The sequence below is a fragment of the Nonomuraea terrae genome (assembly GCF_004348995.1).
Lineage (GTDB): Bacteria > Actinomycetota > Actinomycetes > Streptosporangiales > Streptosporangiaceae > Nonomuraea > Nonomuraea terrae.
Genome location: NZ_SMKQ01000073.1, coordinates 1 through 19,999 on the forward strand (window position 1 = coordinate 1; position 19,999 = coordinate 19,999).

Sequence of the window (19,999 nt, forward strand, 5' to 3'; positions counted from 1 at the left end):
CCACACCACCCCGGGCACCCCCCACCTTCCGTCCGAGCGGGCCACCCTGAGCGCCCTTCACCGTCGGTCCGAGCACGGCACCTCGGGGGCCCTACATCTTCCGCGCGAGCACGCCGATCCGGGCACCCCTCATCTGCCGCCCAAGCGAGCCATTCCGCCTCGCGGCAGGGTGGCGAGGCGGGGTGGCAGGGAGTGGGCCGGTAGGGCGAGCGAAGGGAGGAGGAGCCGGCGTGGGGTTTGAGCGGGAGATCCTGTCGCCCGATGCCGGAGGCGACGAGCTGCAGATCGAGGCGGCGTTGCGGCCCAAGCGCCTCAGCGAGTTCATCGGCCAGGGGCGCGTGCGCGAGCAGCTGTCCCTGGTGCTGGAGAGTGCGCTGCGACGGCAGCGGCCGCCCGACCACGTGCTGATGAACGGCTCCCCGGGCCTGGGCAAGACGACCCTGGCAATGATCATCGCGGCCGAGCTGAACGCCCCGCTCCGCATCACCTCCGGCCCGGCGCTGGAGCGCGCCGGCGATCTCGCGGCCATCCTGTCGACCCTCACCGAGGGTGAGGTGCTGTTCATCGACGAGATCCACCGGATGGCCAGGCCCGCCGAGGAGATGCTCTACCTCGCCATGGAGGACTTCCGGGTCGACATCGTGGTCGGCAAGGGGCCGGGCGCCACCGCCATCCCGCTCGACATCGCGCCCTTCACCCTGGTCGGCGCCACCACCCGCGCCGGGCTGCTGCCGGCTCCGCTGCGCGACCGGTTCGGCTTCACCGCCCACATGGACTTCTACGAGGTCGCCGAGCTCGAACAGGTGCTCTACCGTTCGGCCCGGCTGCTCGGTGTCACGCTTCCCGAAGAAGGCGCCCACGAGATCGCGCGCCGCTCCAGGGGAACGCCCCGCATCGCCAACCGGCTGCTGAGGCGCGTACGCGACTTTGCGGATGTACGCGCTGATGGAGTGATAAATCGCGAAATTGCGGCGGCAGCGCTGAATCTTTACGAAGTTGACGCCGAAGGGCTCGACCGGCTCGACCGGGCGGTGCTCGGCGTGTTGCTGAAAAAGTTCGGCGGCGGCCCCGTGGGCCTGTCCACCCTGGCCGTGGCCGTGGGTGAGGAGCCGGAAACGGTGGAGGTGGTGGCCGAGCCGTTCCTCGTACGCCAAGGCCTGCTGGCCAGGACCCCGCGCGGCCGGGTGGCCACCGCGGCGGCCTGGATCCACCTCGGACTGACCCCGCCTCCCGACGCGTTCGGAGCGACCGATTCGGCCTGATCACAGATCGGTTGCAACCGTTTCAAAATGGGAACTTCCCCGCGTGCCGAAACGCTGCCTCGTTGCCGCGTTTCGCAACAAGCGCCTACACTCCGTGGCTTGGCTGGCTGTGTAGGCTGACGGGCTGATGCGGCGCGGCCCGACGCTGCGCACGGAATTTCCGGCGCGAGGCCGGTGTCAACTCCTTGTACGACAATTGGAAGGTCGCCCCTTATGGACCAACTCACTAGCATCCTGCCGCTGATTCTGCTGGTGGTGGTGTTTTACTTCTTGCTGATCCGCCCTCAGCGCAAGCGTCAGCAAGAGGCGCTCAAGATGCAGAGCTCCCTGACGCCCGGCACCCGCGTCATGACGACCACCGGCCTGTTCGCTACCGTCGTCGCGGTGGACAATGAGGACGTCATCCTCGAAGTCGCGCCAGGGATCGAGACCCGCTGGGTCAAGGCGGCCATCGGTCGGGTCGTGACGCCCGGAGACGCTCCGGCGGACGAGCCGGTCGCCGACGGGTCCGGCGAGGAGGACAAGACGGAGTCCGAGGCCGCCGTGGAGCGTAACGGGGACCAGGACTCCAACACCAAGCGGTCCTGACTAAGCTCTGCGACAAACCTCTATCTGAAAGAACTGACGACCAGTGGCCCGATCGACCAGCAGCCACAGCCGACCGGGGCGTACGCTCCTCGTGCTTCTGGCGCTCATCCTCGCCCTGGGCGGGACGATGTTCCTGCAGAAGGCGTATACGCCCAAGCTGGGGCTCGACCTCGCCGGCGGCACGACGGTGACTCTGTCACCAGTGACCCAGAACAACGCGGCTCCGCCGGACGAGATCCTCGACCGCGCGGTGAGCATCATCCGCGACCGGGTCAACGGCACCGGGATCTCCGACGCGGAGGTCGCCAAGTCAGGCGACAACATCATCATCTCCATCCCGGGAGTCGGGCAGGGCGAGGCCATCAAGCTGGTCGCCACCACCGCGGAGCTGCGTTTCCGCCAGGTGCTGGCCATGGCAGCCACGCAGCTCCCGCAGGAACTCGCCACCACCGCTCCGACCCCGGCGGCCTCGCCCTCGGGGTCCGCGAGCCCGTCCGCCTCACAGCCGGCCGGCGCGCCGGAGGCGAGCGCCCAGCCGAGCGCCTCCCCGACGGGCAAGGCGCTGTCCTCCGCGCTGACGGCCCCGACGCCGGCCCCGTCCGGCTCCGCTGAGCCGTCCGAGCAGCCCGCGCGCGGGCAGGACGGCGGCGGCCAGAAGGACGCCAAGAAGGACCAGGACGCCAAGGCCACGCCGTCGCCGGGCCCCACCGGCCAGAGCGGCACGCCCTCTCCGGAGCAGCTCGGCATCGACACCACCGGCATCGACCCGGCGGTGCTCGAGAAGTTCAACAAGCTCGACTGCACCGACCCGGCCAACCGCGGCCAGGGCATCCAGGACGACCCCAACAAGCAGTACGCCGCGTGCGAGACCGACGGCAGCTACAAGTACGTCCTCGACGTCGCCAAGGTGGTCGGCACCGACATCGACACCGCCTCCGCGGGTGTCCGCCAGGGCACCGTCGAGTGGGTCGTCCAGCTCGACTTCAAGAGCAAGGGCGCCAACGAGTGGAGCAAGCTCACCACCGAGGCGTTCAACTCGCCCGAGCCGCGCAACAAGGTCGCGGTCGTGCTCGACGGCGTCGTGATCACCGCCCCCAACATCATCGGCCCCATCCCCGGCGGGCGGGCCGAGATCACCGGCGGCTTCGACCAGGCCGGCGCCACCACCCTGGCCGACCAGCTCAAGTACGGCGCGCTGCCGCTGAAGTTCAACCGCAGCTCGGTCGACACGGTCTCCTCGACCCTGGGCCAGGACCAGCTCCTCGGCGGCCTGATCGCGGGCCTCATCGGCCTCGTCCTCGTGGTCCTGTACTGCCTGCTCTACTACCGCGGCCTCGGCATCGTGGCGGTGCTGAGCCTCGTGGTCGCCACGATCATCACCTACACCTCGGTCGTCGTGCTCGGCCACAACGCCGGCTTCCGGCTGTCGCTGCCGCACATCATCGGCCTGGTGGTCTCGATCGGCATCACCGCCGACTCCTTCATCGTCTACTTCGAACGCATACGCGACGAGATGAAGGAGGGCAGACGCACGCTCCGCGCGGCCGTCGAGGTGGCCTGGGTCCGTGCCCGGCGCACGATCCTGATCGCCGACGCCGTCATGTTCATCGCGGCCATCGTGCTCTACTTCCTGGCGGTGGGCGGTGTGGCCGGGTTCGCGTTCGCGATGGGCCTGACCACCCTGATCGACATCGTGGTGGTGTTCCTGTTCACCAAGCCGTTCATCGCTCTGCTGGCGAGAGTGAAGTTCTTCGCCAAGGGCCATCCGCTGTCGGGTCTCGACGCCGAGCGCATGAGCGAGACGCAGACCGGCCGCACGACCACCCCGCAGGAGGCCTGACATGGGACTGGGGCGCCGCCTCTACCGAGGCGAGATCGATGTCGACTTCGTCGGCAAGTGGAGGCTCTGGTACAGCCTGTCGGCCGTCCTGCTGCTCATCTCGATCGCGGGTCTGGTGTTCAACGGGCTCAACCTGGGCGTGGAGTTCAGGGGCGGCACGGTCTTCTCGTTCAAGGCGCCGCAGGCCACCGTCGAGCAGGTCCGCACCACCGTCCTCGACGAGGGCGTGCACCAGGCGATCGTCCAGGAGGCCGGCGACGGCTGGCGGGTGACCACCGAGAGCCTGCCGGAGAACACCACGACGCAGGTGCAGTCCGCGATCGCCCAGGACCTCGACACTCCGTCCGGTGAGATCAGCATCCAGGCGATCGGCCCGTCCTGGGGCGGTGAGGTCTCGCAGAAGGCCTGGATCGGCCTGGGCGTGTTCATGCTGGCGATCATCTTGTACCTGTCGATGGCGTTCGAGCCGAAGATGGCGCTCGCCGCCATCGTCGCGCTCTTCCACGACCTGGTCATCACGGCCGGCGTCTACGCCTGGTCGGGCTTCGAGGTCACGCCCGCGACGCTGCTGGGCTTCCTGACCATCCTCGGTTATTCGCTCTACGACGCGGTCGTGGTGTTCGACATGATCAAGGAGGTCACGGCCAAGCTGGGCCACACGTCGAAGCAGACCTACTCGATGGCGGCCAACGACGCGCTCAACCACACGCTGATCCGGTCGCTGAACACCTCGCTGGTCGCGATCCTGCCGGTGGCGGCGATCCTGTTCATCGGCACCACCCTGCTCGGCGCGGGCACGCTGAAGGACCTGTCGCTGGCCCTGTTCGTCGGCATGATCGTCGGCACGTACTCCTCGATCTGCGTGGCCACGCCGCTGCTGGTCACGCTGAAGGAGCGCGAGCCGAAGTACCAGGCCATCGCCAGGAGGATCGCCTCCACCAGCGGCGGCAAGGGGGCGAAGGGTTCCAAAAGCGCAGCGGTAGCCAAGAGTTAGCAGCCTCGTACGACGCCCTCGCCCGCTGTACGGGCGAGGGCGTCTTCGTGTCCCGGAGCGGCGGCACGAGGGCGTCAGCGGTCCTCTCAGGCGTCCTGAGAGTGTTCTGACGCCCGCGAGGGTTCGAGCGCGGGCCCGGAATGCACCATCATGGAGCCCGGCACACGAGAAGCGAGGAGCGCCATGACCGAGCTGAGCACGATGATCCTGGACCGCATCAGGGACGTCCCCGACTATCCCAAGCCGGGAGTCGTGTTCAAGGACATCACCCCGCTGCTGGCCGACCCCGTCGCCATGGCGGCCGTGGTGGAGGAGCTGGCCGGCACGCACCAGGCCGACAAGATCGTGGGGATCGAGGCGCGCGGGTTCATCCTGGCCGCGCCGGTGGCGTACCGGGCGGGGGCGGGGTTCGTGCCCGTGCGCAAGAAGGGGAAACTGCCCGCCGCGACGCTGGAGGAGTCCTACGATCTGGAGTACGGCTCCGCCACCATCGAGGTCCACCGCGACGCCTTCGTGCCCGGGGAGCGGGTGCTCATCGTCGACGACGTGCTGGCCACCGGCGGCACCGCCAAGGCGGCGGTGGAGCTGGTGGAGCGGGCCGGGGGCGAGGTCGCCGGCATCGCCGTGCTGATGGAGCTGGCCTTCCTCCAGGGACGGGAACGGCTGGCGGGAGTGGACGTGCGCTCTCTCGTGACCGTCTGATCGGCCCGCGAAAGTCCAGGTGCGATGCCTGGATACACTGGGGGGATCTGGACTCGAACGTGAGGAGCCACTGCGTGAGGAGTCTGTGTGCCCCGTGATGCGGTCGTGCCCGACGTAACCGACAACGCCGAGGCGCCCGGCGCACCGGCGGTGCGTCGGCGGCGGTTTGGGGGTGGGGCGATGAACCCGGTGCTGGAGCCGCTGTTCCGCACGGTCCGCGCCACCCACCCCAAGGCCGACCTGCGCCTGATCGAGCGCGCCTACGACGTCGCGGCCTACCACCACCGCGACCAGAAGCGGAAGTCGGGCGACCCCTACATCACCCACCCGCTGGCCGTGGCCACCATCCTGGCCGAGCTCGGCACCGACGATGAGACGTTGTGCGCGGCGCTGCTGCACGACACGGTCGAGGACACCGCCTACAGCCTCGACGAGCTGCGCGGCGACTTCGGCGACACGATCGCGTCCCTGGTCGACGGGGTCACCAAGCTCGACAAGGTCAAGTTCGGCGACGCCGCGCAGGCCGAGACCGTGCGCAAGATGGTCGTCGCCATGTCGCGCGACATCCGCGTCCTGATCATCAAGCTGGCCGACCGGCTGCACAACATGCGCACGATGCGCTACCTGCCGGAGCACAAACGGCACCAGAAGTCCCGCGAGACGCTGGAGATCTTCGCCCCGCTGGCCCACCGCCTGGGCATGAACACGATCAAGTGGGAGCTCGAGGACCTCGCGTTCGCCATGCTCTACCCCAAGCGCTACGACGAGATCGCGCGCATGGTCTCGGAGCGGGCGCCACGCCGCGACCTGTTCCTGCAGGAGGTCATCGAGAAGGTCTCCGGCGACCTGCGCGAGGCGAAGATCCGCGCCGTGGTCAAGGGCCGGCCGAAGCACTACTACTCCGTCTACCAGAAGATGATCGCGCGCGACGTGGCGTTCGACGACATCTACGACCTGGTGGGCATCCGCGTGCTGGTCGACACCGTCCGCGACTGTTACGCGGCGCTCGGCACGATCCACGCGCGGTGGAACCCGGTGCCGGGGCGGTTCAAGGACTACATAGCGATGCCCAAGTTCAACATGTACCAGTCGCTGCACACCACGGTGATCGGTCCCGAGGGCAAGCCGGTCGAGCTGCAGATCCGCACCCACGCGATGCACCACAGGGCCGAGTACGGCGTGGCCGCGCACTGGAAGTACAAGGAGGAGGTCGGCTCCGCGGGCCCCACCGGCAAGGTCAAGCCGGGCAACGACATGGCCTGGCTGCGCCAGCTCCTCGACTGGCAGAAGGAGACCGCCGACCCGGGTGAGTTCCTGGAGTCGCTGCGGTTCGACCTGTCGGTCTCCGAGGTCTACGTGTTCACCCCGAAGGGCCAGGTCATCGCCCTGCCCGAGGGCGCCACGCCGGTCGACTTCGCCTACGCCGTGCACACCGAGGTCGGCCACCGCTGCATCGGCGCGCGGGTCAACGGGCGGCTGGTGCCGCTGGAGTCGCGCCTCGGCAACGGCGACACGGTCGAGATCTTCACCTCCAAGTCGCCCGACGCCGGGCCGTCGCGCGACTGGCTGAAGTTCGTCAAGTCGGGCCGGGCCCGTAACAAGATCCGGCAGTGGTTCTCCAAGGAGCGCCGCGAGACCGCGATCGAGGCGGGCAAGGAGGCCATCGGGCGGGCCATGCGCAAGCAGGGCCTGCCGCTGCAGCGGCTCATGTCCGGCGAGGCGCTCCTGGCGCTGGCCCGCGACCTGCACTATCCCGACGTGTCCGCGCTCTACGCGGCCGTGGGGGAGGGGCACATCGCGGCGCAGGCGGTCGTGCAGAAGCTGGTGGCCTCGATCGGCGGCGTCGACAGCGCCGAGGAGGACATCGCCGAGACCTCGCTGCCGACCCGGCTGCGCGGCCGTCCCCGGGGCGGCGGCGCGGGCGTCGTCGTGGCGGGCGACGCCGACGTGTGGGTACGCCTGTCGAAGTGCTGCACCCCGGTGCCCGGCGACGAGATCGTCGGCTTCGTCACCCGGGGCCACGGCGTCTCGGTGCACCGCGACGACTGCAGCAACATCCAGCAGCTGAAGGCGCAGCCCGACCGGCTGGTGGAGGTCAGCTGGTCGCCGAGCGACGACAGCGTGTTCCTGGTGGCCATCCAGGTGGAGGCGCTCGACCGGCCGCGGCTGCTGTCAGATGTCACCCGTACGCTGTCCGACCAGCACGTCAACATCCTCAGCGCCTCGGTCACGACCTCGCGCGACCGGGTGGCGGTCAGCAAGTTCACCTTCGAGATGGGCGACCCCAAGCACCTCGGCCACGTGCTCAAGGCCGTGCGGACCATCCAGGGCGTGTTCGACGTCTACCGCGTGAGCGGCGCCGGCAGCTGAGCTAGCCCTTCAGGCCAGGCAGGTTGACCACGATGGCCTCCTGCGTGCTGCGCGCGATCACGACGACGGCCTCGCGCGCCGGGTCGGGGTTCTCCTCGCGGTGCGGAACGTACGGCGGCACGAACACGTAGTCGCCGGGCCCTGCGTCGACGCGCGTCTCCTCGCCGTCGTCCAGGAAGACGAACGACGGTGTGCCGCTGACCACGTAGATGGCCGTCTCGGAGGCGCCGTGGTGGTGGTCGGAGGAGCGTGTGGCGGGGGCGACGTGGGTCTGGCCCATCCACAACCGCGCCGATCCGGCGGTCGTGCCGCTGATCGCGGCCAGCCGGCGCATGCCGGAGCTCTGAGCCGTCTCTCCGGAGAGCTCTCCTGCGGGAACGTGACGCAGCGTCTGGTGAAAGGGGTCGCCTTCGGCCCGGTAGCCCTCCCAGAGGCGCCCTCCGGCCCGTTCGAGCACTCTCGTGGCGACGGCGGTCAGGCGGGCCGGGTCGTCATGGGCGGCGAGCAGCTCGTCGGCGAGTGCGGGGTCGTGCGCGCGCAGCTCGCGCAGCAGCCATTTTCCGCTGCCCTGCCACCTGCGGCCCAGGCCGAGCGCCGTGCGGGCGGTGGCCTGCACGACCTCCCAGCGGATGAACGCCTCCTCGCCGGGATCGCTCGCCCCCGCCAGGTCGTCGAGCACGTCGGACAGCTCGTAGCGGGCCCGCTCCGCCTGGCCGGGCGTCAGCCCGCCGGGGCCCGCGGACAGCCGCTCGCCGAGCGCGCTCTGCAGATCGCTGGCCCGGCCGCCCGTCCGGTCGGTCAGCACCGCGCCCTCGGCGCAGATGCGCGCCAGCGTCGGGCGGCGGCGGTCGAAGTCCTTGTCGAGGTAGGCCTCCAGGCTGGTCTCGCTGTGCACGAGCAGCTCCACCGGCCAGTCGTGCCACCGCAGCGACTCGCGGTAGGGGACGGCCAGGCCGTCGAGCACCACGACGACGTCGAGATCGGAGGTGGAGGTGCGGTGCTCGGTGAGCACGCTGCCGCCGACGAAGGCGTACAGGGCGCCCGGGAACATCTCCTCGACGAGGGCGCGCGCTGCGGTGACGGGATCCATGCCCTCAGCCTAGGTGTCCACCCCTGCTCACCGCCGCCCGATTCCCTGACAGGGGGCGGGCGGCGGCGTGCGGATCAGTGAGGGACGAGTACGGGGAAGACCTCAGCTGAACTCGGCCAGGGTGCGCTCCGCCTCCGCCAGCCAGGAACGGCGGGCGGTCAGAGCCTCCTCGGCCTCCTTGACGTCCTTGGCGCGGCCGGCGGCCTGGGCCTTGGACAGCCGCTTCTCCAGCTGGTCGATGGACGTGCGGAGCTGGTCGACCGTGCTCTGGGCACGCGCTCTGGCCTCGGGGTTGGAGCGCTTCCACTCGGCGTCCTCGGCCTTGCGCACGGCCTCGTCGATCTTGCGCAGCCCGCCCTCCAGCCGGTCGCGCTGGTCGCGCGGCACCGGCCCGGCCGCCTCCCAGCGCTCCAGGAGGCCGCGCAGCGCTCCCCTGGCCGTGCGCGCGTCGGTCACCGGCAGGATCTTCTCGGCCTCGGCCAGCAGCTCCTCCTTGACCTGCGCGTTGGCGGCCAGCGAGGCGTCGCGCTCGGCGAACACGGCGGAGCGCGCCTGGAAGAACTGGTCCTGGGCGCCCTTGAAGCGGGCCCACAGCTCGTCCTCGACCTCACGCGAGGCGCGGCCGGCGCTCTTCCACTGCTGCATCAGGTCGCGGTAGGCCGCCGCGGTCGCGCCCCAGTCGGTCGAGTCGGCGATCGCCTCGGCCTCGGCCACGATGCGCTCCTTGGCCGCCCGTACGCCCTCGCGCTGCTCGTCCAGCCCGGCGAAGTAGACCTTGCGCCGCTTGGCGAACGCCGTGCGCGCGGCCGACAGCCGCTTCCACAGCTGGGCCTCGGTGACCCGGTCGATGCGGTCGGCCGCCTTCCACTCCTCGACCAGCTGCCGTAGCCGCTCGCCGCCGGACTTCCAGTGGGTGGTCTCCTCCGCGATGCGCTCGGCCTCGGCGACGATGCGTTCCTTGACCGTCCTGGCCTCGGCGCGTGCCCGCTCGCGGGCCGCCTTGACCTCCTCGCGCCGCTGCGCGACCAGCGCCGTCAGGCCGTCGAGCCGGGCCGTCAGCGCGGCCAGGTCGCCCACGGCGTGCGCGTCGGCCACGGCCTCGCGCAGCTTGGCGATGTTCGTCTCGGCCTGGGCCGGGGCCAGGTCGGTGCCCTTCACGCGCTGCTCCAGCAGCTGCACCTGGCCGGCCAGCTCGTCGTACTTGCGATGGAAGTACGCCAGCGCCTCTTCAGGTTCACCGGCCTGCCAGGAGCCGACGGCCCGCTCTCCCTCAGCCGTACGCACGTAGACGGTGCCGTCGTCGTCTACCCGGCCCCACGGGTCGGTGCTCACCGTGTCCTCCCGCACTCTCCATCAGACCCTTCGGGACTACTTCGTCCCTAGTTTGTATTACGTCAGCTCTTGCCGGCGAATGTCACGTCTTTGATTTCGACGGTTTGCTTGGGTGCGCCGGTCCCGTCTCCCATGTCGGCCATGACGCCCGCTTTGTTCACCTTGTCCAGGATGTCGAGCCCCTTCGTGATCGTACCCACCGGTGTGTAATCGGGGGTAAGCCCGATGTCGCCGTAAACGAGGAAGAACTGGCTTCCCGTGGAGCCAGGGGCGGCGGTTTTGGCCATGGCCATCACGCCGCGCTTGTACTGGGCACCCTGCAGGTTCTCCTCGGCCATCACGTAGCCGGGGCCGCCCGAGCCGTCCTGGCTCTTGCCGTCGGCCTTGGCGGTCGGGTCGCCGCACTGCAGCATCGGGAAGTTGTCGCTGCCGAGCCGGTGACACTTGCTGCCGTCGTAGTAATTCTTCTCCGCCAGGAACTCCAGAGAGTTGGTCGTGCACGGAGCCTTGGCGTTGTTCAGCTCGACCACGATGTCGCCGAGATTCGTCTTGAACGTCATCGTCTTCTCGGCGGGCTTGGTGTCGACCTTCGTCGGCGGCATGCCGACGTCCTTCACCTGACCCCCGGAGGTGTCGGCGACGTAGTCGCACGTGCCCGTTTTCGCGTCGTACGGCTTCGGGCCCGCCGCGGCCGTCGCCTGGGCGGTCGCGGCCGGCGACGTGGACGAGGACGCCGCCTCCGTGCCCGTGTCGTTGCCCCCGAGCATCGCGACCGCGGTCACGATGCCGCCGACCACGACCACGACGCCCGCGGTGGAGCCGATGATCGCCGCGCGCTTGGCCTTCTGCTCACGCTCCTGGCGGCGCTGCATCTGCCGCTCGTAGTGCTCGCGTGCCAGCTGCTTCTGCCGGTCCTTCCCCGTGGCCACCGCTTTGCCTCCCATAGTCAATCAACTGAGGTGGGCGAATCGTATCGGCCAACGGGTAATGATTCGCAGCCCGGCGACCCGCACCGGTACCCTTCGGTTACATTCCCATTGGCTTTTCGACGAGATCACCTGAGGCAGATGCTCATCGCCGGCTTCCCCGCAGGGGCCTTCCAGACCAATTGTTACGTCGTCGCGCCCGCTGCCGGCGAGGAGTGCGTCATCGTCGACCCAGGTCAGGACGCAACCCAGGGCGTGGAGGAGCTGCTGCGCGAGCACCGGCTCAAGCCCGTCGCCGTCCTGCTCACCCACGGCCACCTCGACCACGTCTGGTCGGTGGCCCCCGTCTGCGGCGCGCGCGACATCCCCGCGTGGATCCACCCCGACGACCGCCACCTGCTGTCCGACCCGGCCGCCGGCTGGTCCGGCACGAGCGCCTCGCTCTTCGGCGACCTGCAGCTGAGCGAGCCCGACGACGTGCGCGAGCTGTCCGACGGCGCGGTGCTGCCGCTGGCCGGGCTGGAGTTCGTGGTCGACCACACGCCCGGCCATACCAGGGGGTCGGTGAGCTTCCGGCTGCCCGGCGACGCGATCATGTTCGCGGGCGACCTGCTGTTCGCCGGCTCCATCGGCCGCACCGACCTGCCCGGTGGCGACTACGCGACCATTCTTCGCAGCCTGGCTGCCAAGTGTCTGACGCTGCCTGACGATACGGTCGTTCTGCCGGGCCACGGACCACAGACCACGATCGGCCGCGAGCGCGCCGCCAACCCGTACCTGAAAGAGGCGGCGCCGCACGCCGGTCCCACACGAGGGATCTAATGACTTTCCAAGCACCCAAAGGCGTCAAGGAGTACGTCCCGCCGCAGGCTTCGACGTTCTACGCCATTCGCGGCAAGTTCGCGGAGACGGCCAGGCTCGCCGGATACGCCTACCTGGAGACGGCGGTCTTCGAGGACACGCAGTTGTTCGCGCGCGGGGTCGGCGAGTCCACCGACGTCGTCAGCAAGGAGATGTACACCTTCACCGACCGCGGCGGCAGGTCGCTGACGCTGCGCCCGGAGTTCACCGCGGGCGTGCTGCGCGCGGTCCTGGAATACGGCCTGCACCGCGGCCAGCTCCCGGTGAAGGTCTGGACCGACGGGCCGGTGTTCCGCGCCGAGGCGCCCCAGGAGGGCCGCTACCGGCAGTTCTACCAACTCGACCTGGAGGCGATCGGCAGCGAGGACCCGGCGGTCGACGCCGAGACCATCGCGCTGGCCTGGCAGTGGTACACCGCGCTCGGCCTCACCCAGGTCAGGCTGATGCTCAACTCCCTGGGCTGCGCGGAGTGCCGCCCGATCTACCGGGCGCGGCTGCAGGAGTTCCTGCGCGGGCTCGACCTGGACGAGCCCACCAGGGCGCGGATCGAGATCAACCCGTTGCGCGTGCTCGACGACAAGCGTCCGGAGGTGCGCGCGCAGCTCGACGACGCGCCGCTCATCGGCGACCACCTCTGCGCCGCCTGCAAGACCTACCACTGCCAGGTCAAGCAGCTCCTGGCCGACCTCGGCATCCCGTGGGAGGACGCGCCCAGGCTGGTGCGCGGCCTCGACTACTACACCCGCACCACCTTCGAGTTCGACCACCCGCTGCTGGGCGCGCAGTCCGGGATCGGCGGCGGCGGCCGCTACGACGGGCTGTCGGAGGCCATCGGCGGGCCGCGCCTGCCCGGCATCGGTTTCGGTCTCGGCCTCGACCGCACGGTCATCGCCCTGGAGCGCGAAGGCGTCGCCCTCGACGTGCCGCCGCGCTGCGAGGTGTACGGTGTGGCGCTGGGCGACGAGGCGGCGCGGTCGATGTTCAAGCTCGTGAGCGAGTTGCGCGCGGCCGGTGTCGCCGCCGACATGGCTTTCGGCGGCAAGGGGCTCAAGGGCGCGATGAAGGGCGCCGACCGCTCAGGCGCCGCGTTCGCGCTGATCCTGGGCGAGCGCGACCTCGCCGCCGAGGTCGCGCAAGTGAAAGACCTGGCCACCGCCGAGCAGGCAGAGGTGCCGCTGAGCCAGGTCGTCGACGTACTGAAGGGAAAGGTGAAGTGATCCGCAGGTCGGCGCGGGCCGGGTCGCCGCCTCCCTTCCCATCCTCTCCGCATGAAGGGAAAGTGCAGTGATCCGCACGCATATGGCCGGGTCGCTCCGTGAGGAGCACGCCGGGCAGCAGGTGACGCTCGCGGGATGGGTGGCGCGCCGCCGTGACCACGGCGGCGTCGTCTTCATCGACCTGCGCGACGCCTCCGGCTCGGCGCAGGTGGTCTTCCGCGAGGAGGACCACGCCCACGACCTGCGCGCCGAGTACTGCGTGCAGGTCGTCGGCCAGGTCAGGGTGCGGCCCGAGGGCAACGAGAACCCCGACCTGCCGACCGGCGCGATCGAGGTGGTGGCCGACCAGGTCCAGGTGCTCAGCGAGTCGGCGCCGCTGCCGTTCCCGATCGAGGGCAACGTGGGGGTGTCGGAGGAGGCGCGGCTGAAGTACCGCTACCTCGACATCCGCCGCCAGCAGGTGGCCCACGCGATGCGCACCCGTTCCAAGGCCACCTACCTGGCCAACGAGGTGATGCACGAGCTCGGCTTCGTCTACGTCGAGACGCCCACGCTGACCCGCTCCACGCCCGAGGGCGCGCGCGACTTCCTGGTGCCGGTGCGCCTGCAGCCCGGCAACTGGTACGCGCTGCCGCAGTCGCCCCAGCTGTTCAAGCAGCTCCTCCAGGTCGCCGGCCTGGAGCGCTACTACCAGCTCGCCAAGTGCTACCGCGACGAGGACCTGCGGGCCGACCGGCAGCCGGAGTTCACCCAGATCGACGTCGAGATGTCCTTCGTCGACCAGGAGGACGTCATCACGGTCGGCGAGACGCTGATCGCGCGGTTGTGGAAGGAGATCGTCGGCTACGAGCTGCCGACTCCGCTGCCGCGCATGACGTACGCCGACGCCATGGCCCGCTACGGCTCCGACAAGCCCGACCTGCGCTTCGGCCAGGAGCTGGTCGAGATGACCGACTACTTCGCCAACACGTCGTTCCGCGTCTTCCAGGCCGACTACGTGGGCGCCGTGGTCATGCCCGGCGGCGCCTCGCAGACCCGCAAGGAGCTCGACGGCTGGCAGGAGTGGGCCCGTGCGCGCGGGGCCAAGGGCCTGGCGTACGTGCTCGTGCAGGAGGACGGCACGCTCGGCGGCCCGGTCGCGAAGAACCTGTCGGAGCAGGAGCTGTCGGGCCTGGCCGCCAAGGTCGGGGCCGAGCCCGGCGACGCGGTCTTCTTCGCCGCCGGCGCCAAGCACGCCTCCCGCGACCTGCTCGGCGCGGCCCGCCTGGAGATCGGGCGGCGCTGCGGGCTGATCGACGAGTCGCAGTGGTCGTTCCTGTGGGTCGTCGACGCGCCCATGTTCGAGGAGGACGGCGAGGGCGGCTGGACGGCCGTGCACCACCCGTTCACCGGGCCGAAGCCGGAGTGGGCCGACAACTTCCAGGACCACCCGGGCGAGGCCCTGGCGTACGCGTACGACATGGTCTGCAACGGCATGGAGATCGGCGGCGGCTCGATCCGTATCCACCGGGCCGAGATGCAGCAGCGCGTGTTCGACGTGCTCGGCATCTCCAAGGAGGAGGCGGAGAGCAAGTTCGGCTTCCTGCTCGAGGCGTTCAAGTACGGCCCGCCCCCGCACGGCGGCATCGCCTACGGCTGGGACCGGATCTGCATGCTGCTGTCCGGCGGCGAGTCGATCCGCGACGTGATCGCGTTCCCGAAGACGGCCTCCGGCTTCGACCCGCTCACGGGCGCGCCCACGCCGATCACGGCCGACCAGCGCAAGGAGGCCGGCGTCGACGCCGCGCCCAAGCAGCAGTAGGACCCAGAACGCGGAGGGCGGGCGTCGTGTGACGCCCGCCCTCCGCGTTTTCCGTTCCGCGCCGTCAGGCTCAGGAGAAGGTGATCTTCTTGATGATCACCGGGTTCTTGGGCGCCGTGGTGCCGCCGTCGCCGGTGATGTCGGCCTCGTTGACGATCAGGTCCTGGCCGCTCCTGGCCAGCCCGAGCAGGGTGTCCATGCCTTCGCTGACCATGCCGATCACCGAGTAGCCCGCGCCGATCTGCAGGTTCTCGTCCGAGAGGGAGAAGGCGAACTGGCTGTTGTTCTGGCCGGCCGCCTCACCCGGCTGCGTCATGAAGACGACGCCCTTGCCGAGCGGGATGTCGATGTTCTCGTCGCCGTAGACGTAGCCGGCCGTGCCCTGGCCGTCGGTCGGGTTCTTGCCGTCGGCCTTGGCCTGCGGGTCACCGCACTGCAGCATGTGCACGCCGGACACGTCGGGCGTGACCAGGCGGTGGCACTTCATGTCGTCGTAGAACTTCTTCTTCGACAGGAAGTTGATCGAGTTGATCGCGCACGGCGCGGCGTCGGTCATGAGGTCGACGACGACGGTGCCCTGGTTGAGGGCGATCGTCATCTTCTTCCACTTCATGTTCGGCTTCTTGGGAGGCAGCCCGACGAACTTGTTGGGCACCGTGTCGTCCCGCTTGTACGTGCAGGACACCGGTCCCGTCCTCGTCGGGCTGGGAGACGGATCGGGCAGGACCCCCGTGGAGGCGCTCGCCGAGGGCGAGGCGCTGCTGTCGGCCGCGACCGGCTCCGGCACCGCGTCCCTGTTGACCAGGGTGGTCGCGGCGAAGATGCCTCCGGCCACCAGCACCACGGCCACGCCCGCGCCGATGAAGGTGTTCCGCCTGGCATTGCCGGTCTGCTCGGCGGCCCGCTTGGCCTGCCGTTCCTTGTGCGCCCGCGCCAGCTCGCTCTGGCGGTCTTCTTCGTTCTGGCGGTCGTCGCCGCTCACCGCTATGTCCCTTCGCTTTTACCAACGCATGACGTAAACAACTCCGCGAATGCTACCGGCCCCCGATATGTGACGGACGTAAGTGACGAAAGCCGTGCGGTCTGACTGCTGAGGTCGCGAACCATATCGTGCTCCCATGCGTAGTTGAAATGAGCACTAAGGAGAGAGCATGTTCGACGAGATCCTCGGCCTGCCGGCCCACCCTTTGATCATTCACTTCGCCGTGGTGCTGACCCCGCTGCTGGTCGGCGTCGCGGTCGTCTACGCGCTGCTGCCCCGCTGGCGGGCGAACACGGCCTGGGCGCTGGTGCTGCTCTCCCTGGCCGCCCCCGGGGCCGTCTTCGCGGCCAGGCAGAGCGGCGAGAGCCTCAAGGAGGCCCGCTTCGGCTCGGCCGAGGGCGAACTGGCCACCCGCATCTCCGCCCACGAGAGCTTCGCCACCCCGCTGCTGCTGTCGGTGCTCGGGCTCACCGTCGCCGCGCTTCTGCTCGTGTACGCCACCAGCCCGGCCCGCGCCTCCGTCGGCCGCGACCGTTTCGGCCGTCCTGTCACGCTCGTCCTGACGGCGCTGACGGTCGTGCTGGCGGTCGTCGCGGGCTACTTCGTCTTCCAGGCCGGCGACAGCGGTGCGAGGGCCGTGTGGGGGATGTGACCGGGGCCGCCGGGCCCGGCGCAGCGTGTAATCTCGCGTTGTGGACAGCCTGTTCGATAGCGCGGCCGAGGAGGCCACGCCGCAGCCGCTCGCGGTGCGGATGCGCCCCCGCACGCTCGACGAGGTGATCGGCCAGCGTCACCTGCTCGGTCCGGGCACCCCGCTGCGGCGCCTGGTCGAGAGCGAGGCTCCCATGTCGCTGTTCCTGTGGGGCCCGCCCGGCACCGGCAAGACCACGCTCGCCTACGTCGTCTCCAACGTCACCAAGCGCCGCTTCGTCGAGATCTCCGCCGTGTCCGCCGGCGTCAAGGACGTGCGGGCCGCCATCGACAACGCCCGCCGCGAGCTCGGCATGACCGGCCGCCAGACCGTGCTGTTCGTCGACGAGGTGCACCGCTTCAACAAGGCCCAGCAGGACGCCCTGCTGCCCGCCGTGGAGAACCGCTGGGTCACGTTCATCGGCGCCACCACGGAAAACCCGTTCTTCTCGGTCATCTCGCCGCTGCTGTCGCGCTCGCTGCTGCTCACGCTGGAGTCCCTGTCCGACGACGACGTGCGCGCGGTGCTGGAGCGGGCCGTGTCCGACCCGCGCGGCCTCGGCGGTCGCGCCACGCTGGCCCCCCAGGCCCTCGACCATCTCGTACGCCTGGCCGGCGGCGACGCGCGCCGGTCGCTGACGTACCTCGAGGCGGCGGCGCTGCTGGCCGACGACATCACCGTCGAGGTGGTCGAGAAGGCCGTCGACAAGGCCGCCGTACGCTACGACCGGCAGGGCGACCAGCACTACGACGTGATCAGCGCGTTCATCAAGTCGATGCGCGGCTCCGACGCCGACGCCGCGCTCCACTACCTGGCCCGCATGATCGAGGCGGGGGAGGACCCGCGCTTCATCGCCCGCCGCATCGTCATCTTCGCCTCGGAAGACGTCGGCATGGCCGACCCGGCGTGCCTGCAGACGGCGGTGGCCGCGGCGCAGGCCGTGCAGCTCATCGGGCTGCCCGAGGGACAGATCAACCTGGCGCACGCCGTCATCCACTGCGCGCTGGCGCCCAAGTCCAACGCCGTGGTCAAGGCCATCGGGGCCGCGATCGGCGACGTACGCAAGGGGCTCATCGGCCAGGTGCCCCAGCATCTGCGCGACGCCCACTACCCGGGCGCGGCCAAGCTCGGCCACGGCGACGACTACAGATACCCCCACGACTTCGACCACGGCCTGGTCCGCCAGGAGTACGCGCCCGAACAGGTGCGCGAGCGGCGCTATTACGAGCCGACCCGCCACGGCGCCGAGGCACCGGTGGCCGACCGCTGGTCCCGGATCCGCGACTTCCTCCGCGGCTCCTGACCCACCTCCCGGCCTCCTGCTCCGGAGGCTTTCTCGCCCGCCCCCGCCGGTCCCCCGGCATCGGGCGCGGTGGTGTGGCGGTCTCCCGTACCCGGCGCTCGCTCGGCTACCTCGGCGTCGGCGGTAGGTTTGCGCGTCATGTCCCGGAGTGTGGATCTGCCCGCCGTCGTGGTGCGGGTGGCCGGTGCGACCGCGCGTGCGATCGACGTCGGTGCGCTGGCGGCCTTCGACGTACGCGGTCATGCGGTCCTGCTGGACACGGGCGCGCACGACGACTTCGTCCTCCGACCGGCGCGCTGTTCTCCGCGCCGCCTCCGCGTCTCACGGGCGTGTCCCGCGCCCCGGTCCGCGCCTACGCCTGCGTGCCGAGTGAACGCGTCCCTACGTCTGCGTGAGTATGGGCATGAACGCGGATATAGCCGAAGAAAGCTCTGGAATTCGTACTAAATTGGCGATCTTGGGGAATCAGGGCCTTGTGATGGTGACCGTTACTCCCCACGGCGGCCTGTTCGGGCCCCGGTCGATCACCTGGCGCGTCCACACCGAGCCGCTCGGTCCGACGGCCGCCGTACGCGCCTTCCAGCTCCAGGCCCTGCACCCTCGCACCATCCGCGGCATCGCCCAGAACTTCCTCCTGGACGACCCCGAGGAGGCCCGCGCCAGACTGCGCCGCGTGCAGGACTTCGTCACGGTGCGCACGTTCGGCACCCTTGAGCAAGCGGAGCAGGCCGCCGAACGGGTGCGCCGGGCGCAGGCCCGCCTCGTCGGCCTCGACCCCGACACCGGCACCCTGTTCCGCGTGCACGACGAGGAGAACCTGCGCTGGGTCCACTGCGCGGAGGTCTCCTCGTACCTGGAGATCGCCCTGCGCGCCGGCCTGCCGCTCACCCCCGCCGAGCAGGACGCGTACGTGGCCGAGCAGCGCCTCAGCGCCCGGCTCGTCGGCCTGCGCGACGTGCCCGGCGACACCGCCGAGCTGGCCGCCTGCCTCGACGACATGCGCCCCCGCCTGGCCGCCACGCCCGAGGCCCGCGACGCCCTGCGCCGCGGCATGACCCCGCGACCGTCGCTCCGGCCCGCGCTCCGCTCGCACACCGCCGCCGGTGCGCTGGCGTACGCGACCCTGCCGGGCTGGGCCCGCGAGATGTACGGCCACAGCGGCGACGCGGCCGCCGAGCACGCCGCCGGCGCGGTGCTGAAGGCGCTGCGCCGGGCGGCGGCCGCGATGCCGGAGCGGCTGGTGGCGCCCGAGGTCAGGGCCGCGCGCGCCCTCATGCGGCCGGCCGCCGACGCGGCCGGGGCCGACGTGGCTGCCTGATCCGGGTGGGTTTCCGCACTAACGTTGTCACCCGAACGCGATAGGGTCTTGCCGTTCCGGCCCAGCGTACGAGGGAGATGCGCGGATGCTTACCGCTGGAGAGGTCGCCGGGCTGATCGCGGCCACGGGCTGGATAGTCCTGGTCTGCGTGATGGCCATGGTGCTCGTCAGGCTCGCCAGGCTGCTCACCGAGACCACCAAGGCGGTCTCCGACCTCAACGAGCGCCTCAGGCCACTGCTCGACGACGTGAGCGTCACGGTCAACGAGACCAATCGGCAGCTGGTCGCCGTCGAGGCCATCGCCAAGGACGTCAAGCAGGTCACCAGCCACGCGGCCAGGCTCAGCGGTGTGACGCAGACCATCTTCACCGGCCCGCTGATCAAGGTGTCCGCGCTGGGCCACGGCGTGCGCAGGGCCATCGAGGCCCGCCGTACGACCAGGCCGCGCCCGGTCCGGGCGGGGAGGCCGCGGTGATCAGGCGGCTGTTCTACCTGTCACTGGGAGCGTTCCTTACCCTGTGGGTGGTGCGCAGACTGCAGGCGCTGCAGCCCGACCACGTCGCCCGCCGGGCGGCCCACCGCGCGACGGGCATGCTCCAGCAGGTGAGAGACTTTACCCACGACGTGCTCGGCGAGGCCGCGGAGCGCGAAACGGAGTTGCGAGCCCGCTTCGAGCTCGGCAACCCTGAAAACCACAACTGACTAAACGCAAAGGATGGCCA

At 70.1% G+C, this 19,999-nt stretch carries 18 protein-coding genes; 14 read left to right on the forward strand and 4 right to left on the reverse strand.

Annotated features, from left to right (window positions below; translation table 11 throughout):
• The first annotated feature begins 230 nt into the window (after positions 1–230).
• From ruvB to E1286_RS22975, 6 genes are all read left to right on the forward strand, one after another.
• Positions 231–1,262, forward strand: a complete 1,032-nt coding sequence (gene ruvB / locus E1286_RS22950; protein WP_132615500.1) for a Holliday junction branch migration DNA helicase RuvB — start codon at positions 231–233, stop codon at positions 1,260–1,262.
• Positions 1,263–1,475: 213 nt separating this feature from the next.
• Positions 1,476–1,850 carry a preprotein translocase subunit YajC gene (yajC, locus tag E1286_RS22955; protein ID WP_132615501.1) on the forward strand — a complete coding sequence of 125 codons (375 nt, stop codon included), beginning with the start codon at positions 1,476–1,478 and terminating at the stop codon, positions 1,848–1,850.
• 91 nt (positions 1,851–1,941) lie between these two features.
• Entirely contained in the window at positions 1,942–3,690 is a 1,749-nt protein-coding gene (secD, locus tag E1286_RS22960) for a protein translocase subunit SecD (RefSeq protein WP_132615502.1), read from the forward strand.
• 1 nt (position 3,691) lies between these two features.
• Positions 3,692–4,684, forward strand: coding sequence for a protein translocase subunit SecF (gene secF / locus E1286_RS22965; RefSeq protein WP_132615503.1), 993 nt, complete (start codon positions 3,692–3,694; stop codon positions 4,682–4,684).
• Positions 4,685–4,867: 183 nt separating this feature from the next.
• On the forward strand, positions 4,868–5,386 hold the full coding sequence (locus tag E1286_RS22970) for an adenine phosphoribosyltransferase (RefSeq protein ID WP_132615504.1): 519 nt from the start codon (positions 4,868–4,870) through the stop codon (positions 5,384–5,386).
• Positions 5,387–5,566: 180 nt separating this feature from the next.
• Entirely contained in the window at positions 5,567–7,756 is a 2,190-nt protein-coding gene (locus E1286_RS22975) for a RelA/SpoT family protein (RefSeq protein ID WP_132615505.1), read from the forward strand.
• Between the two features lies 1 nt (position 7,757).
• On the opposite strand, the gene E1286_RS50395 is transcribed toward E1286_RS22975, so the two are convergent.
• The 3 genes from E1286_RS50395 to E1286_RS22995 all read right to left on the reverse strand — a co-directional run bounded on the left by E1286_RS50395 (position 7,758) and on the right by E1286_RS22995 (position 11,107).
• The gene (locus E1286_RS50395; protein WP_246075053.1) at positions 7,758–8,846 is read right to left on the reverse strand and encodes a cupin domain-containing protein; all 1,089 of its coding nucleotides are present in this window, start codon (positions 8,844–8,846) and stop codon (positions 7,758–7,760) included.
• 102 nt (positions 8,847–8,948) lie between these two features.
• Positions 8,949–10,178 carry a DUF349 domain-containing protein gene (locus E1286_RS22990; RefSeq protein WP_132615506.1) on the reverse strand — a complete coding sequence of 410 codons (1,230 nt, stop codon included), beginning with the start codon at positions 10,176–10,178 and terminating at the stop codon, positions 8,949–8,951.
• A gap of 62 nt (positions 10,179–10,240) precedes the next feature.
• A complete protein-coding gene (locus E1286_RS22995) occupies positions 10,241–11,107 on the reverse strand; it encodes a peptidylprolyl isomerase (RefSeq protein ID WP_342776249.1) in 867 nt (288 codons plus the stop codon).
• A gap of 138 nt (positions 11,108–11,245) precedes the next feature.
• On the opposite strand from E1286_RS22995, the gene E1286_RS23000 reads away from it, so the two are divergent.
• From E1286_RS23000 to aspS, 3 genes are all read left to right on the forward strand, one after another.
• Positions 11,246–11,926, forward strand: coding sequence for an MBL fold metallo-hydrolase (locus tag E1286_RS23000; RefSeq protein WP_132615508.1), 681 nt, complete (start codon positions 11,246–11,248; stop codon positions 11,924–11,926).
• Complete coding sequence (gene hisS, locus E1286_RS23005) at positions 11,926–13,182, forward strand: histidine--tRNA ligase (protein ID WP_132615509.1); 1,257 nt, start codon at positions 11,926–11,928, stop codon at positions 13,180–13,182. Before E1286_RS23000 ends, hisS begins: the two co-directional genes overlap by 1 nt.
• 67 nt (positions 13,183–13,249) lie before the next feature.
• Complete coding sequence (gene aspS, locus E1286_RS23010) at positions 13,250–14,983, forward strand: aspartate--tRNA ligase (RefSeq protein WP_132615510.1); 1,734 nt, start codon at positions 13,250–13,252, stop codon at positions 14,981–14,983.
• 70 nt (positions 14,984–15,053) lie between these two features.
• Here the strand turns inward: aspS and E1286_RS23015 are convergent, their stop codons facing one another.
• The gene (locus E1286_RS23015) at positions 15,054–15,965 is read right to left on the reverse strand and encodes a peptidylprolyl isomerase (protein WP_132615511.1); all 912 of its coding nucleotides are present in this window, start codon (positions 15,963–15,965) and stop codon (positions 15,054–15,056) included.
• A gap of 169 nt (positions 15,966–16,134) precedes the next feature.
• On the opposite strand from E1286_RS23015, the gene E1286_RS23020 reads away from it, so the two are divergent.
• The 5 genes from E1286_RS23020 to E1286_RS23045 all read left to right on the forward strand — a co-directional run bounded on the left by E1286_RS23020 (position 16,135) and on the right by E1286_RS23045 (position 19,979).
• Positions 16,135–16,617 carry a DUF2231 domain-containing protein gene (locus E1286_RS23020; protein WP_132615512.1) on the forward strand — a complete coding sequence of 161 codons (483 nt, stop codon included), beginning with the start codon at positions 16,135–16,137 and terminating at the stop codon, positions 16,615–16,617.
• Between the two features lie 100 nt (positions 16,618–16,717).
• The gene (locus tag E1286_RS23025; protein WP_484213916.1) at positions 16,718–17,959 is read left to right on the forward strand and encodes a replication-associated recombination protein A; all 1,242 of its coding nucleotides are present in this window, start codon (positions 16,718–16,720) and stop codon (positions 17,957–17,959) included.
• A 478-nt stretch (positions 17,960–18,437) separates the two neighbouring features.
• Entirely contained in the window at positions 18,438–19,277 is an 840-nt protein-coding gene (locus E1286_RS23035) for an oxygenase MpaB family protein (RefSeq protein ID WP_165969863.1), read from the forward strand.
• Positions 19,278–19,362: 85 nt separating this feature from the next.
• On the forward strand, positions 19,363–19,752 hold the full coding sequence (locus E1286_RS23040; protein WP_132615515.1) for a DUF948 domain-containing protein: 390 nt from the start codon (positions 19,363–19,365) through the stop codon (positions 19,750–19,752).
• 50 nt (positions 19,753–19,802) lie between these two features.
• Positions 19,803–19,979 carry a hypothetical protein gene (locus E1286_RS23045; RefSeq protein WP_246075054.1) on the forward strand — a complete coding sequence of 59 codons (177 nt, stop codon included), beginning with the start codon at positions 19,803–19,805 and terminating at the stop codon, positions 19,977–19,979.
• Positions 19,980–19,999 lie beyond the last annotated feature (20 nt).